The following is a 13,970-nucleotide window of genomic DNA, read 5'->3' as shown; positions in this document are numbered from 1 at the left end:
ACTAGTACATAACATTTATCGCGATAACAGATTAAACCTTCTGGGTGAAACGCTGCGCCGCGACAGGCTACTGAATAAAAATTCAAGGAATACAGGAATGGCTTTGCATCCGGCATCATTTGACGATCACATCTTTCGGCTATTAATTGAAGCCGTAGATGACTACGCCATATATATCATTGATGCCCAAGGACATATCCTCACCTGGAATAATGGTGCCGAACGCAATACGGGGTATAGTGCCGAAGAAGTCATTGGTCAATCTTTCGAACTGTTTTATACCCCGGAAGACTTGGCCACTGAGTTACCCACCAAAGGTCTGCGCCACGCGAATCAGTTTGGTCATTATGAGAATCAGGGTTGGCGAGTTCGTAAAAATGGTAAACGTTTTTGGGGCAACCTCACCCTCAGTGCATTGCACGACTCAGACAATAATTTGCAAGGTTTTGTGCATGTTACCCGTGATTTGACAGATAAATGGCAGCGTGAAAATGCTTTGCGTAAAAGTGAAGAACAGTTTCGTCACCTGATCAGTGAAGTCGAAGATTACGCCATCTACATGATAGACACCCATGGCCGTATTCTGACCTGGAACAAAGGTGGGGAGCGCAATGAAGGCTATACCAGTGATGAAATCATTGGCGAACATTTTGCCCTACTGTTCACGCCAGAGGACATCTCGGCTGGCCTGCCAGAGAAATCACTGGCAAAAGCTGTTGCCGAGGGTAATTTCCAAACTGAAGGCTGGCATGTGCGTAAAAATGGTATCCGTTACTGGGCCAGCGTCGCTATTAACCCCATGCATGATGATAGTGGGAAGCTATTGGGATTTACCAAAATTGTCCGTGACTTAACTGAACGACGCCAGCGCGAAGAAGCATTACGCATCAGTGAAGAACGTTTTCGCCTAATGGTTGATACCGTTGAAGATTATGCCATTTTGATGCTTGACCCATGGGGCCGGGTCACCACCTGGAACCATGGCGCAGAACGTAATATTGGTTATGCCAGCAATGAAATCATCGGCCAGCATTTCGGTTGTTTCTTTTTACCTGAGGATATCGCCGCCGGCTTACCCGAGAAATTACTGAAAACCTCAGCTTCAGCCAGTCGGGTAGAAAGTGAGGGGTGGCTGGTTCGCAAAGATATGACTCGTTATTGGGCCGTCACCATTATCACTGTTATTCATGATAACAATGGCAAACTGCTGGGATATGCAAAAATAATCCGTGATATGAGTGAGCGAAAACAACGCGAAGATGCACTCCGTGCCAGCGAGATTGCCCGCTATGAAGAACGGGAGCAACTGCATCGGGTATTGTCATCCATTCAGGAGGGAATTATCTCTCTTGATACCGAAGGCCGTGTTGTATTAATGAATCCCAAAGCTGAAGAGATGACCGGGCGGAGCCAGAATGAGTCCTGCGGCCTACCCATAGAAGAAATCTTTATTTTGTGGTCTCCATTACAAGATAAAAATCAATTAGTTGCTATTAATCAGTGTTTGTCCGAAGGGCGTCATACCTTATTGCCAGAGGGCTGCCAACTGTTGTCGAGCCAAGGAGAACGCCAGGAAATTCGGTGTTCCGCCTCACCTATTCGCGATCGTGATAATTTGCTCATTGGTGCTGTGGTGGTATTCCAAGATGTCACCCGCGCCCGTCATGAGCAGCGAGAGCTGCAATATCAGGCCAATCACGACATGCTAACCGGTTTGATTAATCGACGGAGATTGGAAGAACGGCTAAATCAGTCCATCAGCCAACTGGGTAAAGATGAGCAGCATATCCTTTGTTATGTCGATTTAGACTACTTCAAGGATGTGAATGACAGTGCGGGTCACGAAGCTGGCGATATGGTGCTCAGAATGGTGGCTCAAACAATGCAACAAGCAGTCCGTGAAAATGACATCGTGGCGCGTTTAGGCGGTGATGAGTTCGCTATCGTGCTATTTAATTGCCAGAGTAAACCTGCAACTGAAGTGTTGGAAAAAGTGGTCGCCGACATAGCATCTATTCAGTTCCATTGGCACGGTCAATCCTATTCCTTTACCGCAAGTCTCGGGGCCGTGTCATTGACTCGACAAACTGAAAGCGCGGCACAAGCCATGCGCCAGGCCGATATTGCCTGTTATGCAGCAAAACATGCTGGCCGCAACCGCTTATCTCTCGCCCTGTAACCTTTCTCTCTCATTTCGCAGGTGGCTATTGCTGTCATCTGCCCCTTAATCACACAATTTATACAAGGTTATTTTGACGGTATGTCCAGCAATTAGACTCCGGTCAAAATATCGATTCCAGCAGTGTGATATATAAATACCATCACCTAATTGATTGGAAAAGATCTATGCCGTACTTTACGGTCAGTGTCGTTTTGCATAACGCAGTGGAAGGCGATTACGATACCCTTAATAAAAAAATGATCGATGCAGGATTTACTCGCCTTATCGGCAGGGAGAAAATTTATAAATTACCTGAAGGAGAGTTCAATTACGGCAGTGGCGCATTGAACAAGCAAGAAGTTGCTGATTTAGCACTGAAAGTTGCTGAGCAGATACGGTTTATCCCCTCTATTTTGGTGACCGAATCGGGTGGGCGAACTTGGCGAAACTTAGATCTAAAATAATTATCTTTATTATAAAAATAACATTCTAATAATTTGACTTAAGTTAATTATCAATCTCGCACCAGGGATTAGTACACCTTCTAATTAAGATGATAATATTCCCGTTTAAGGGAGTTATCCGCTCGCCATTTATTTGAACATTATTAAATAACGAGCAGCCTCTTATATTTCTATCACGTCACTGTTTAACTCGGCACTTTCAAGTTCTTCTTTGCGACGATGTACTGCGATAACAAAATCTGTTTCACAGGAAAAAGACTGCCGGGCGGCAAGTTCTTGCCCGATTTCAATGGATGCGCGCCAGGCAAAAGGCGTCATTTGCAATAAATTAAAGCTCTGCTTACCGGTTAACTTCATTTCGTAAGCCAATTTTTCACTGCTAACCAAATCAAACCCGTCCAGATGCTCTGGTGTATCGTCGTGAAGTTGTACTTGGGCGTAAATCAGCGCTTTTAATTGATAGAGATGACGAGGCCCCGGAGCCACAGTGACGACAACCCCACCGGGTTTCACCGTTCGCGCCAACTCTGCGGCCTTGCAGGGGGCATAAATACGCAATACAGCATCAAGGGATTGGCTGGCAAAAGGCAACCGGTGGCTGGATGCCACGCAAAAACTCACCTGCGGATAGCGCTTTGCGCCGTATCTTACGGCCACTTTGGCAACATCTAATCCGAAAATAGACATTTGGCGCTGCCGATTTAACCGGTCAGTTACCGCAGCAGTGTAATAGCCCTCGCCGCAGCCGATATCCAGCAACATGGCGGCATCGAGGAGTAGCGCTTTATCCAGAATTTCACAAACCCGCTGCTGTAAGGGTTGATAATAACCTGCATCCAGAAAAGCCCGCCGAGCCTGCATCATCTCTGGACTATCCCCTGGCTGTTTCGACCCTTTATGCTGCACCGGCATTAAATTGACGTAACCCTCTTTGGCGCAATCAAACTGGTGGTTATTGCTGCAACGCCACTGGTGCTGGCTTTGCTGCAAGACCTGATGACAAAGGGGGCACTGATAAGACATGGTTGAATCCCAGATAACTGATTAATAACCGCCAGAAATGCCGGCAGACGCGGCGTTAGTCTAAAGAAGCCCTTGTGCTGTTGCAAGCCACGGTTTACCCCTGAATCAACAGAAAATTAGCTATGCCGAATCACATTGACAGCAATAGCGTCTGGCTCCACATTCATGGTTCGCAATATTTGCCCCATAATATCGCTAAATACCGGTGCTGAAACTGCGCCACCATAGTATTTCCCACCTTGAGGGTTGTTAATCACCACCACTAAGGCAAAGCGAGGTTGGCTGGCGGGAGCAACACCGGCAGTATAAGCTACATATTTATCAATATATTGGCCATTGGGCCCAATCTTCTTGGCCGTCCCGGTTTTAACCGCCACCCGATAGCCCCGCACGGCTGCTTTCACCCCACCTCCGCCGGGCAATGCCACACTTTCCATCATATGTTCCACTTGGTGCACAAGCACTTCAGGGAACACCTGCTGGCCCAATACCGGCGGATCAACCTTCGTTATAGACAATGGCCGATAAATACCGAAGCTCCCGATGGTGGCATAGACTCGGGCCAGTTGCAGTGGTGTCACCATCAGGCCATAACCGAACGAAAAAGTCGCACGGTCTAAATCACTCCAGCGCTGCCGATGGGGCATCAGGCCGCTGCTTTCTCCTGTCAGCCCTAACTGAGTCGATTGGCCCAAGCCAAATTCTGTGTAGGTTTGCATCAATGCAGAGGCCGGCATCGCCAGCGCCAGTCGCGATACCCCAACATCACTGGACTTTTGCAGCACACCAGTCAGTGACAGCGCAGGATACAGCGCCACATCTTTAATGAGGTGCCCGCTCAATATATAGGGATGAGTGTCCAGCACCGCATCTGGCTTGACCAACTGACGCTGTAGCGCTGTCATCACCACCATCGGTTTTACTGTTGAGCCCGGTTCAAAAATATCGCTGATAGCCCGATTACGAAAATTCTCTTCTGGGGTGTCAGCCCGATTATTCGGATTAAAGGTTGGATAGTTGGCCATCGCCAGCACTTCGCCGGTGTTAATATCAATCACCACAGCTGAGCCGGAGTCCGCCTTGTTGAACATCACGGCATGACTCAATGCATGAGAGGCTTCCGCCTGTAGCCGCTCATCAATACTGAGTTGAACATTTTGCCCCGGATGACTATCCGTCGAGGAGATATCTTCAACAACTCGGCCGAAGCGATCTTTACGCACGACTCGACTGCCGGCGGTGCCGCTGAGGAGTGCATTAAAACTTTTTTCGACTCCCTCAATACCCTGATCATCAATATTGGTAAACCCCACCAGATTCGCGGCAATATCCCCCGAAGGATAAAAGCGCCGTGATTCCTCTTTTATAGCAATACCGGGCAATTTCAGCCGTTGGATATATTCAGCGACATCCGGTTCGACTTGCCGGGCGAGATAGATAAAGCGGGCGTTGGGGTTTTGATGAATACGGCTGTTGAGTTGGTCGAGTGGCATATTGAGCTCCTGCGCCAATGCCTGCCAGCGTTTAGAAACAGTGACGCCGCCTTTCTCCAACACGGTTGCGGGGTCAGCCCAGATGGCTTCAACCGGCACACTGACGGCCAGAGGGTGCCCATTTCTATCTGTAATCATACCGCGCGTATTCGGTGTCGCCACCACCCGCACTGAGCGCATGTCTTCTTCTTTTACCAAGGGCTCAGGTTCAATAATTTGCAACCACGCCACCCTGGCTATCAGCCCCAAAAATGACAGTAGAATGCAGCTGCACAGCAAGCCAAAGCGCCAACGAATAAAGTGAGTAGAATCATTTTTTGATTTAGAAATCACGGAGATCAATCCTGAATGGCCACTTGAGTTAGTGCAGCCATTAAACCCTATCCCCTGCATCATAGGGGCCAAAACAGTGCTACAAGATGCGTTATTTTGCAACAATTCGCTAACGGTGATTTAAAAGAAAAGGTGGCTGGTCAATAAGTTAAAAAACGGCTTACACTGAACAGCGTTCATTTTCTTTATTAGGTAAGCCCAATGACTGACTTTTCACCACAACTCAGCCCAATCACCTCTATTCGCCATGGTTTTGGCAATAAATCTGCCCTAATGCCTGACTGCCTCCAACCTTATCAAGCATCACAAGCCAATAAAAAACAGGTTCATGGCACCACGATTATTGATGTGACAAAGCCCGGGCAAGAGTGCGGTGATGCCGATGGCCTCTATACCACTCAATCTGGCATTCTATTAACCGTTCTGACGGCGGATTGCCTGCCGGTGATTTTCAGTCAACGGCAAGGAAAAGGGATTGCGGTGGTCCATGCTGGCTGGCGCGGTTTATTAGACGGTATTATCTTAAAGATGGTTGAACGCATAGCCCGCGATGATGATCCCGCCAATTGGATCGCCGCCATCGGTCCAGCCGCCCGCTCCTGCTGTTATGAAGTTAATGAAGAACTGGTGGAACGATTTGTTAACGAATTACCATTGGCCGAAAATATTATTTCGCCCCGTTTTCGCCACCTTAACTTAGCGGCTATCGCTGAACACCAGTTGCGCGGCGCGGGAATTCATCAAGTTGATAGAGTCGGCAGTTGTACAATATGTACCCTCGCCGCTCATGGTGGGAGTGATGAGAAACAGCACTTCAAATACACCAGCTTTCGCAGAACCAGCCAACAACAGGCTATTGACCCTACCCACCCAAGCATTAAAGGCCGTAATCAATATTCGGGATTAATTATCTTACCTTAGCTAGCGGCAGGCGTTGGCATCAGCCCTGAAACGAAAAAACCCGCACAAAGGCGGGTTTTTAACAGCAAAAGAGCTGATTAGATTGCAGTAACGTTTACTGCAGACGGACCTTTCTGACCGTCTTGGATTTCGAACTCTACGTTCTGGCCTTCAGCCAGGGTTTTGAAGCCATTACCCTGGATTGCAGAGAAGTGTACAAACACATCTTTGCTGCCGTCAGCTGGAGTGATGAAACCGAAACCTTTAGACTCGTTGAACCACTTAACTTGACCTTTGATCTTTGCCATCTTGAGTATTTCCTTTGGATTGTTTAACTCGCCCGTAGGCGTTTACATAGACAAACTAGAGTCGTTACTGCTTGAGGCACTAAGATAAGGATCGGCAGAGAAGCGGTATTCAACGCTAACGTCTTTACTCAGAACTTCTTTACTGAAAATGCCACACATATACAGAACTGTACCTCGTTTTACCCATATGCGTTATCACATACTCTGAATTCGATGGCAAGCCATTTTTAATGAAGGGTGAACCTGTCGCACATATTTGAAACGGTTGTTCATAAAGAATGCGTAAATATGCCAAAATTTGTTGAAGGTCATCGTATTTTCTGCTCTATTTTTTTATACTGTTCTGTCGCGCTTTTTTACTGGGTTTTAACATTTAAGCCAACTCTTTTTATAATTTTTCTTACGTCCATTTTGCCTGGTTTCCATCTCTAACAAAGAGACAAAAGTGGTATTAGTATAAAATTTATTAGTATTATATATATAATAATTGAATATATCTCATCCTCAGCTTTTCTGCGCTTCTCCCCTTCAACATGGCACGCCAGTCCCTCGTGTCGTGAGACTAACTCCTTACTTAACCTAAGATTATTTGCGAAAAATCATCCTAGAGAAAAATACATAAATATCTTATTTTGCGATCTAATAAGGTGTGAACAGACGTTCGGTAGAACAAACGGAAAAAAACCATTTTTTGGTGGGAGAAAGTCATTCTGAATATCTCTCTTGAAGACTAAGAAATAACCACATTAATCCGATCGCTTGTCGCCATATAAGGGAAATAAGTTATTAACAGGAAATTAAGCGCACCATGAAAGTGCAATCACACTTTATTTAAGCTGTATAAATATACTAAAAATCACATCATTTTAGTCAGTTTCTTTCAATGAAATGTCTCTGAATCTACTGGCAAATTGTGCTATAAAAAATAAATTAAGACATTTCTTGATGTTCGTAAATTAATTTCTCACTACTCTGGCACGCAGTTTAAAATTCTATATTACCTCCTCGTTATAGAATCGTTTAAGTTTGAGGCTATAACCTTTAACTCATTTAAATAATGTATTATTAGTCATTACTTTTGATAGGTATAAAGATTATCTGGTGCAAGGAAATCTTATTTCACCTTATCAGCATCAGAGAGCTATACCATGAATTATAAACATATTGTTACCGCGTGTTTTTTCTGTAGCCTATGGCTTGGCCAGGCTGGCGCGGTTCTGGCTGAGAGTAAATCTCCACCCGCCAATACTTCATCCGAACAATCGAATGTGTCGCCAGCAGATAACAGCAATCTGTGGCAACGCTTGATGCGCAATATCTCACTTGCGTGGGATTCACCCAATCAAGAGCTGTATATCCCGCTAAATACGTGGCACAACCGCTGGACCTATGATGACGACAAGATTGAGTCATACAATGAGCGCCCTTGGGGCATCGGCTACGGCAAGTATCGCTATGATGAGGATAACAACTGGCATGCCGTCTATGCGATGGCCTTTATGGACTCACACAATGAAGTCGAGCCAATTATAGGTTATGGCTATCAAAAAATGTGGATTCCGGGAGAGATGGATGGCTGGCGTTTTGGGGTCGGCTTTACGGCAAGCATTACCGCTCGCCATGAGTATCATTACATTCCAATTCCATTGCCTTTGCCGCTAATTTCTATTGAATATAATAAGTTTGCTCTACAAACCACCTATATTCCCGGCACTTATAATAACGGAAATGTATTGTTTACGTGGATGCGCTGGCAATTCTAATTGAATATATTATTGACTGCATTTAACCATATTTTTAAAGTGGTTATATTGTGTTATTAAGAATTAGTCTCAATTAAAAGTCGTCATTTCAGGAAGAGACGATAGCTCTCGCCTATTATAATGCTGCAATTATCTATCTTATTTATTGCTGACAATGCAAACGATAGATAACTCTTTATGAGTAATACAATAGAACAAAATAGCCGGGTTTAACTGTCACAGCCCGGCTATTTTAGCGCTATTTCACAACCTAATCAGGCTGCGCCAGAACCTTTCACTTTTAATTGGCTATTTTTACCTTTGCGCCGAGTCAACATGAATCCGCACCATAATAGTGCAATCCATGCTGGCATCATCAGCACCGAAATTTTAATTCCGTCGGTAAGATACATAATGACCAGAATTAGCATCAGGAAGACCAGACACAGATAATTACCGTAGGGATACCATAATGCTTTGAAACGCGGTACCACTCCCTCGCGTTCTTTCGCTGCTCGGAATTTCAAATGGGCCAGGCAAATCATGACCCAATTGATGACTAATGTTGATACCACCAGCGCCATCAATAATTCAAATGCCTTACCGGGCATAACATAGTTGATGACCACGCCAGCAGAAGTCGCCAATGCAGAAAGTGCGATTGACAGAATGGGTACCCCACGCTTATTAACTTTGGTCAATAACTTGGGCGCATTCCCCTGTGATGCCAGGCCAAACAACATGCGGCTATTGCAGTAAACGCCACTGTTGTAAACCGATAATGCCGCGGTCAAAACCACCACATTAAGGATTGTCGCCACCAGATTACTGTCCAAAGCATGGAAAATCATCACAAAAGGACTACCACCTTCCACGACTTTGCCCCATGGATAAAGGGATAAAAGCACCGCTAATGAGCCAATATAAAAGATAAGAATACGGTAGACCACTTGATTGGTCGCTTTAGGAATGCTGTGGTGTGGATCTTCGGCTTCTGCGGCAGTGATACCGACCATTTCCAGGCCACCGAAAGAAAACATAATAACAGCCATGGCCATCACCAATCCGCTAAAGCCATGGGGCATAAAGCCCCCCTGCGCCCAGAGGTTAGTGACGGAAGCATTTGGCCCACCTGAACCTGATGCCAGCAAGTATGCGCCAAACACTATCATACCAATGATGGCGGCAACTTTGATGATAGCGAACCAAAATTCAGTTTCGCCATACATGCGGACATTAATAAGATTGATGGCATTGATTAAAACAAAGAATATTGCAGCTGAAACCCATGTTGGAATTTCCGGCCACCAATATTGAATATAGATGCCTACCGCGGTTAATTCGGCCATACCGACCAGAATAAACATCGCCCAGTAGTTCCAACCCGACAAGAACCCCGCGAAATCGCCCCAATATTTGTAGGCAAAGTGGCTGAATGAACCGGCGACAGGCTCCTCGACCACCATTTCACCTAACTGGCGCATGATAAGGAATGCAATAAAACCGCCAATAGCATAGCCCAATATCACCGAAGGGCCAGCCATCTTAATGGTCTGCGCTATCCCCAGAAATAACCCTGTACCGATCGCTCCACCTAGAGCAATCAGCTGAATATGTCGGTTTTTTAAACCGCGTGTTAGTGTCGAATCCTGCAACTGCTGTTCCATCCTGTCCTCTGCCGCACTCTTACACTCTGACGGGGTAAAAAGCGCCTCTCGTAAATGAATCTGCGGCGGTTTTTTAACACTTAAACCTGATTGCAGCAAGGATTAAGGCCATTAGTGAGCAACTGGACAGAAATCAATCGGCCTATATTATATATACCGAGATTTTATTGACCTGACCTCTTGATAAACCTCAGGGATGCAACGCAGAAATACTGCATAACTTGCTTAAATTTCGGGCACCAATCATTAGTGTGGCCACATAAGACTGACGCCGGGTGACCACCTCAACCGCGACACGATTATTCTTGTAACGGATAAGATAAGTTGAAGGCCAGCCCTGACGCCGCTCGCCATAGGACTTTTGATGGTGGTCAATAGCGGCATGAGCAATGACCAGATGTGATAAGTTTGAATCACCTTTAATGATACGTTTCATCATCAGCTCCACGAAAGCAATTAAAGAATGTCTTGCCGTTTGCCATTCCCGCGATTCAATCAAAGCGGGATATCCACTTTTGCTGAAAATTATCGTGATGTGTTATCAAACTTCCTGACTAAGCAAATAGCAGATCATTGCCGCTCGCAGCGGGCTTTGGCTATAAGCTTGCCATTCCCCTTGCGGGTTAGTAATTTTGGCATTCCACTGATTGTTATCATTAATTTCGGGTGAGTAGAGGCCAATTTTATTGGCATAAATGATAGGCCATGCATCGGAAGGGTTTTTGCAGTAATCCTTACCTTTAATACCACCATACGGATACCATTTATCTGGATTTTCACCGGTAAGTAACGCAATGCTTCTGTTCACTTCGCTGTCACTTTCTTCATACCATTTAATCATCTGAATCACCATTCTCCTGAAAAGTTCAGGCTACATTACGGCGAAATTAAGACAAATTTATGACAATCAGCACGGTTTATATTTAGCCCAAAAACCGCGTCACCCCGTTTGCATCAGAAGAAAAAATAAAATATATAGAGGAATATAAGAGGAAAGAGAAAGAAGGCGCAGTAGCTTGTCGGCGTGAGTATCACTCTGACACTGCCAAACAGCAGCGCCAGAGTCGGATGAGTTTATCTCTCCGGAATAACACCTTTGAAATCGAGGGGAGAAACAATATCACTGTCACTTTCGAAATCACTGGCACCCGTTGCATTTGCCAGTAATGCCTTAAGTAATTCTGTTTGCTGTTTCTGCTGTTCGGCGATGTCTTGTAACAAGCGGATTTGCTCATTTGCGCGTACGCTGGCACGGCTCAAAAAGAACCAAACTATCAAGAAAAAAATGACGGTAAACAGCGATAAAGCAATTGGGACAATACCCATTGCGCCCATATTTGTATCTAACATTGACTACCCTACTATTACCTTCGTGGCGAAGGTACTATCTTATCACTCTCATCGAGGCAAAGGTCAATCGGCACAGACAATTAACACTTAACAACAATAACTGACAGTAATAGTTTTTATTGGTTATTATAAATGCGGATAATAGGTTATCCTTACCATGGAATAATTGTCGTAATGGTACAAATACCCGCAGAGAAAGTTCCCCCTTGGTCACAATAGCTATCAAGGGCTAACAGATAAAACAAGCAACAGACGGCGATGATCGCTACCGCTGCAACAAGTTTCTTAATGTTCAAATCACGCACCTTATTCAACATTTTTTTTAAATTATACTGCACTAAACATTAACCATTTATAGCCAAGATGTAATTACTAATGTTTGTTATCTCGTTAGAACGCAATTTTACTGGCTACTTTACAGTTTTACTCTATAAATCAATAGGGTTTAGGATTATTACTATTAACCAACTTATTATTACAAGTTAAACTGTTAAATATATCCACTATATAATAAGTGAAACTAATAACGGGAAGTGACCATATGAGCTTATTCAGACTTTTCTTAGTGGCGGCAATCATATACTTAGGCCTGCTTTTTTCGGGCTATGGTGTACTGATTGGCAGTGAAAAGAACGCCGCGGGTATCGGTTTACAATGTAAATATCTGACAGCCAGAAGCATTTCAACCGCTCAATTTATAAACGGGGAGAATGGTATTATTGGCGTCAGCAACTGCCCATTAGTCAAAAAAATTGGCAATAATGTCTTTGAATGACCCGCGGCGGGAATGAACTAGCCGGCAGCCGGCCCTGCTCATCCCCTGCGGTTGGTCTGTGCTAAATGTACAGACCAAAACTCAACCGCTTATTGGTTATTTTGGCGTAAATTTCATATCAATCAAAGCGATAGCTTTCTCAATCGCGCGCTTGGTCACCGGGTCTGCTCCCGCAGGATGCGAGGAGAAATCAATGGCTTTAAGTTGATGAGACATTTTATCCCGCACTTCAGTCGGCGCAATGATATCAATCACATCAAGAATTTGTTTGATAACTAATTGGCAGGCAACCAGATCAGAGACCAGTTCTTGGTCATTAGTGAACATTTCAGACATGAATAATTCCTTCACAATAATATCGCGCAAGGATATCACGCTCACTGACATATTTCTTTAGCTGGCAGTGTCATGCTCACTATTTTATCAATGAATATTATCTGTGACTAATGAATAACCTACAGAGATAATTCAATGCATTGAATCAGCATATGAAGAGTTTATGGCGGTAAAAAGACAGATACGGGGTATAATCTCGTGCAATTATCCCGGAGACAAAATTAGACGTAAAAAAACCAGGTATGATGGTTATCAATCACCTGGTTCCAGGGAGAAGTTATTGAATATATATTGGTCACAATATTCCTAGTCTCACAGTTCATCACCTCCTGCGCCTTTACCTTTGTGCAAAACCATTACTGGCATTTTTAGAAAAACGGTTACACCAACAACCGCTATCAGAGTCATAATCACTGTTATCAACATGCGATCACCTCATCATTTTCGATTTCTATTTTTCCAAACTCAGCCCTTTATCTTTGGGGTACACTCCCCTTTCAGATGACACTACCCTTTTACTATGGCACCAGAAAGTTCTTTTGCAAATATGCGCTGAAAAGTCTTTACGGTTCATTTCCGACAATCAAGGGCAATTTGGTGTTTTGTGTTGTTAGATTCAACTTGTGTATACTGCACTACTCCTAACCCAAAAAAACAGACTAAATAATGTCACAAGAAAATCATCTCGCGTTAGTCTGCGCCCTCAGTAAATGGGTCGAAACCCATCTGGGGCGGGTCATTTACCTCGAAGAACTCGCCGCGTACTCGGGCTATTCGCTTTGGCATATGCAGAAAATATTTAAAGAAGTCACCGGGATATCATTAGGTAAATACATTCGTGAAAGACGTTTAGCGGGGGCGGTCTACCAACTGAGAAGCAGTGATAGCACTATTTTTGATATTGCTTTAGATTTTGGCTTTGGTTCGCAGTCGCACTTTACTTACATGTTCAGAAAACGTTACGGTATAACCCCGTATGACTTTCGGCAAAATACAGATATTGACCTCAATATCGCCTTACCCTTGCATGCTATTCACCAGAAATTAGCGTAATTCCTACAATGGCATTATTCGCCTGAATGCATACGAGCGCTATTCGGCGAATATATTCTCAGTTTTTCTTGTAGCAATTCTGTACATCAATAGTTTGTATTTCGTTGCGTTGGCGATCTGCCATGTAGGTCATCACGAACATGGTGCTCACCACAATAAGTGAGGCCAACAGTAAACCAATCAATGCAATGACTTTATTGTCATCAAACAAGCTCTTGTCCATACATTCTCCCTAATTTCTATGGCGCATCAAATTAGCCATAAGATTACAATCAGCGTTATTGCAATCAACAAACATGATGTTGTAAGTAAAACCACGAGCGCAAATTGCGCATCGCCAATTCCCGTTGAATAGTCACTATTCG

General features: G+C 44.4%; 17 protein-coding genes. 6 read left to right on the top strand and 11 right to left on the bottom strand.

Annotated elements, in window-relative coordinates:
* The first annotated feature begins 97 nt into the window (after positions 1 to 97).
* Positions 98 to 2,179: a PAS domain S-box protein gene (locus tag F0T03_RS09370; RefSeq protein WP_145554705.1), complete on the top strand. Its 2,082-nt coding sequence runs from the start codon at positions 98 to 100 to the stop codon at positions 2,177 to 2,179.
* Positions 2,180 to 2,346: 167 nt separating this feature from the next.
* Complete coding sequence (locus F0T03_RS09365) at positions 2,347 to 2,625, top strand: hypothetical protein (protein ID WP_145554704.1); 279 nt, start codon at positions 2,347 to 2,349, stop codon at positions 2,623 to 2,625.
* 162 nt (positions 2,626 to 2,787) lie between these two features.
* On the opposite strand, the gene rlmA is transcribed toward F0T03_RS09365, so the two are convergent.
* A complete protein-coding gene (gene rlmA, locus F0T03_RS09360; protein ID WP_159678010.1) occupies positions 2,788 to 3,648 on the bottom strand; it encodes a 23S rRNA (guanine(745)-N(1))-methyltransferase in 861 nt (286 codons plus the stop codon).
* A gap of 116 nt (positions 3,649 to 3,764) precedes the next feature.
* The gene (ftsI, locus tag F0T03_RS09355; RefSeq protein ID WP_159678008.1) at positions 3,765 to 5,474 is read right to left on the bottom strand and encodes a peptidoglycan glycosyltransferase FtsI; all 1,710 of its coding nucleotides are present in this window, start codon (positions 5,472 to 5,474) and stop codon (positions 3,765 to 3,767) included.
* 201 nt (positions 5,475 to 5,675) lie between these two features.
* On the opposite strand from ftsI, the gene pgeF reads away from it, so the two are divergent.
* The gene (gene pgeF, locus F0T03_RS09350) at positions 5,676 to 6,395 is read left to right on the top strand and encodes a peptidoglycan editing factor PgeF (protein WP_145554701.1); all 720 of its coding nucleotides are present in this window, start codon (positions 5,676 to 5,678) and stop codon (positions 6,393 to 6,395) included.
* 77 nt (positions 6,396 to 6,472) lie between these two features.
* On the opposite strand, the gene cspE is transcribed toward pgeF, so the two are convergent.
* Positions 6,473 to 6,682: a transcription antiterminator/RNA stability regulator CspE gene (gene cspE / locus F0T03_RS09345; RefSeq protein ID WP_002221949.1), complete on the bottom strand. Its 210-nt coding sequence runs from the start codon at positions 6,680 to 6,682 to the stop codon at positions 6,473 to 6,475.
* A gap of 42 nt (positions 6,683 to 6,724) precedes the next feature.
* A complete protein-coding gene (locus tag F0T03_RS09340; protein ID WP_002211058.1) occupies positions 6,725 to 6,841 on the bottom strand; it encodes a DUF2627 domain-containing protein in 117 nt (38 codons plus the stop codon).
* Positions 6,842 to 7,830: 989 nt separating this feature from the next.
* On the opposite strand from F0T03_RS09340, the gene pagP reads away from it, so the two are divergent.
* Positions 7,831 to 8,445, top strand: coding sequence for a lipid IV(A) palmitoyltransferase PagP (gene pagP, locus F0T03_RS09335; RefSeq protein ID WP_159678006.1), 615 nt, complete (start codon positions 7,831 to 7,833; stop codon positions 8,443 to 8,445).
* Positions 8,446 to 8,699: 254 nt separating this feature from the next.
* Here pagP and F0T03_RS09330 read toward each other — a convergent pair whose 3' ends face one another.
* The 5 genes from F0T03_RS09330 to mgrB form a co-directional block, all read right to left on the bottom strand.
* Positions 8,700 to 10,091: an amino acid permease gene (locus tag F0T03_RS09330; RefSeq protein WP_159678004.1), complete on the bottom strand. Its 1,392-nt coding sequence runs from the start codon at positions 10,089 to 10,091 to the stop codon at positions 8,700 to 8,702.
* A 190-nt stretch (positions 10,092 to 10,281) separates the two neighbouring features.
* Entirely contained in the window at positions 10,282 to 10,527 is a 246-nt protein-coding gene (locus F0T03_RS09325; RefSeq protein WP_162527027.1) for a DUF4060 family protein, read from the bottom strand.
* A 105-nt stretch (positions 10,528 to 10,632) separates the two neighbouring features.
* Positions 10,633 to 10,932 carry a phage protein NinX family protein gene (locus F0T03_RS09320; protein ID WP_145554622.1) on the bottom strand — a complete coding sequence of 100 codons (300 nt, stop codon included), beginning with the start codon at positions 10,930 to 10,932 and terminating at the stop codon, positions 10,633 to 10,635.
* 233 nt (positions 10,933 to 11,165) lie between these two features.
* Positions 11,166 to 11,441: a YebO family protein gene (locus F0T03_RS09315; protein ID WP_145554623.1), complete on the bottom strand. Its 276-nt coding sequence runs from the start codon at positions 11,439 to 11,441 to the stop codon at positions 11,166 to 11,168.
* A gap of 152 nt (positions 11,442 to 11,593) precedes the next feature.
* Complete coding sequence (gene mgrB / locus F0T03_RS09310; RefSeq protein ID WP_145554624.1) at positions 11,594 to 11,737, bottom strand: PhoP/PhoQ regulatory lipoprotein MgrB; 144 nt, start codon at positions 11,735 to 11,737, stop codon at positions 11,594 to 11,596.
* A 245-nt stretch (positions 11,738 to 11,982) separates the two neighbouring features.
* On the opposite strand from mgrB, the gene F0T03_RS09305 reads away from it, so the two are divergent.
* Positions 11,983 to 12,216, top strand: a complete 234-nt coding sequence (locus F0T03_RS09305) for a YobH family protein (RefSeq protein ID WP_145554625.1) — start codon at positions 11,983 to 11,985, stop codon at positions 12,214 to 12,216.
* 96 nt (positions 12,217 to 12,312) lie between these two features.
* Here F0T03_RS09305 and F0T03_RS09300 read toward each other — a convergent pair whose 3' ends face one another.
* Positions 12,313 to 12,552, bottom strand: coding sequence for a DUF2766 family protein (locus tag F0T03_RS09300; RefSeq protein WP_159678002.1), 240 nt, complete (start codon positions 12,550 to 12,552; stop codon positions 12,313 to 12,315).
* Between the two features lie 666 nt (positions 12,553 to 13,218).
* Here F0T03_RS09300 and F0T03_RS09295 point away from each other — a divergent pair.
* Entirely contained in the window at positions 13,219 to 13,605 is a 387-nt protein-coding gene (locus tag F0T03_RS09295; protein WP_145554627.1) for a helix-turn-helix domain-containing protein, read from the top strand.
* Between the two features lie 58 nt (positions 13,606 to 13,663).
* Here the strand turns inward: F0T03_RS09295 and F0T03_RS21540 are convergent, their stop codons facing one another.
* Positions 13,664 to 13,828 carry a hypothetical protein gene (locus F0T03_RS21540; RefSeq protein ID WP_145554628.1) on the bottom strand — a complete coding sequence of 55 codons (165 nt, stop codon included), beginning with the start codon at positions 13,826 to 13,828 and terminating at the stop codon, positions 13,664 to 13,666.
* Between the last annotated feature and the right edge of the window lie 142 nt (positions 13,829 to 13,970).

It is taken from the genome of Yersinia canariae (genome assembly GCF_009831415.1).
Lineage (GTDB): Bacteria > Pseudomonadota > Gammaproteobacteria > Enterobacterales > Enterobacteriaceae > Yersinia > Yersinia canariae.
The sequence above is the reverse complement of the archived record's forward strand: the minus strand, read 5'-3'. Positions and strand labels throughout refer to the sequence as shown.

Coding starts and splice junctions, on each gene's coding strand:
- F0T03_RS09370 (WP_145554705.1), top strand. CDS start 98: ATGGCTTTGCATCCGGCATCATTTGACGATCACATCTTTCGGCTATTA.
- F0T03_RS09365 (WP_145554704.1), top strand. CDS start 2,347: ATGCCGTACTTTACGGTCAGTGTCGTTTTGCATAACGCAGTGGAAGGC.
- rlmA (WP_159678010.1), bottom strand. CDS start 3,648: ATGTCTTATCAGTGCCCCCTTTGTCATCAGGTCTTGCAGCAAAGCCAG.
- pgeF (WP_145554701.1), top strand. CDS start 5,676: ATGACTGACTTTTCACCACAACTCAGCCCAATCACCTCTATTCGCCAT.
- cspE (WP_002221949.1), bottom strand. CDS start 6,682: ATGGCAAAGATCAAAGGTCAAGTTAAGTGGTTCAACGAGTCTAAAGGT.
- F0T03_RS09340 (WP_002211058.1), bottom strand. CDS start 6,841: ATGTGTGGCATTTTCAGTAAAGAAGTTCTGAGTAAAGACGTTAGCGTT.
- pagP (WP_159678006.1), top strand. CDS start 7,831: ATGAATTATAAACATATTGTTACCGCGTGTTTTTTCTGTAGCCTATGG.
- F0T03_RS09330 (WP_159678004.1), bottom strand. CDS start 10,091: ATGGAACAGCAGTTGCAGGATTCGACACTAACACGCGGTTTAAAAAAC.
- F0T03_RS09325 (WP_162527027.1), bottom strand. CDS start 10,527: ATGAAACGTATCATTAAAGGTGATTCAAACTTATCACATCTGGTCATT.
- F0T03_RS09320 (WP_145554622.1), bottom strand. CDS start 10,932: ATGATTAAATGGTATGAAGAAAGTGACAGCGAAGTGAACAGAAGCATT.
- F0T03_RS09315 (WP_145554623.1), bottom strand. CDS start 11,441: ATGTTAGATACAAATATGGGCGCAATGGGTATTGTCCCAATTGCTTTA.
- F0T03_RS09305 (WP_145554625.1), top strand. CDS start 11,983: ATGAGCTTATTCAGACTTTTCTTAGTGGCGGCAATCATATACTTAGGC.
- F0T03_RS09300 (WP_159678002.1), bottom strand. CDS start 12,552: ATGTCTGAAATGTTCACTAATGACCAAGAACTGGTCTCTGATCTGGTT.
- F0T03_RS09295 (WP_145554627.1), top strand. CDS start 13,219: ATGTCACAAGAAAATCATCTCGCGTTAGTCTGCGCCCTCAGTAAATGG.
- F0T03_RS21540 (WP_145554628.1), bottom strand. CDS start 13,828: ATGGACAAGAGCTTGTTTGATGACAATAAAGTCATTGCATTGATTGGT.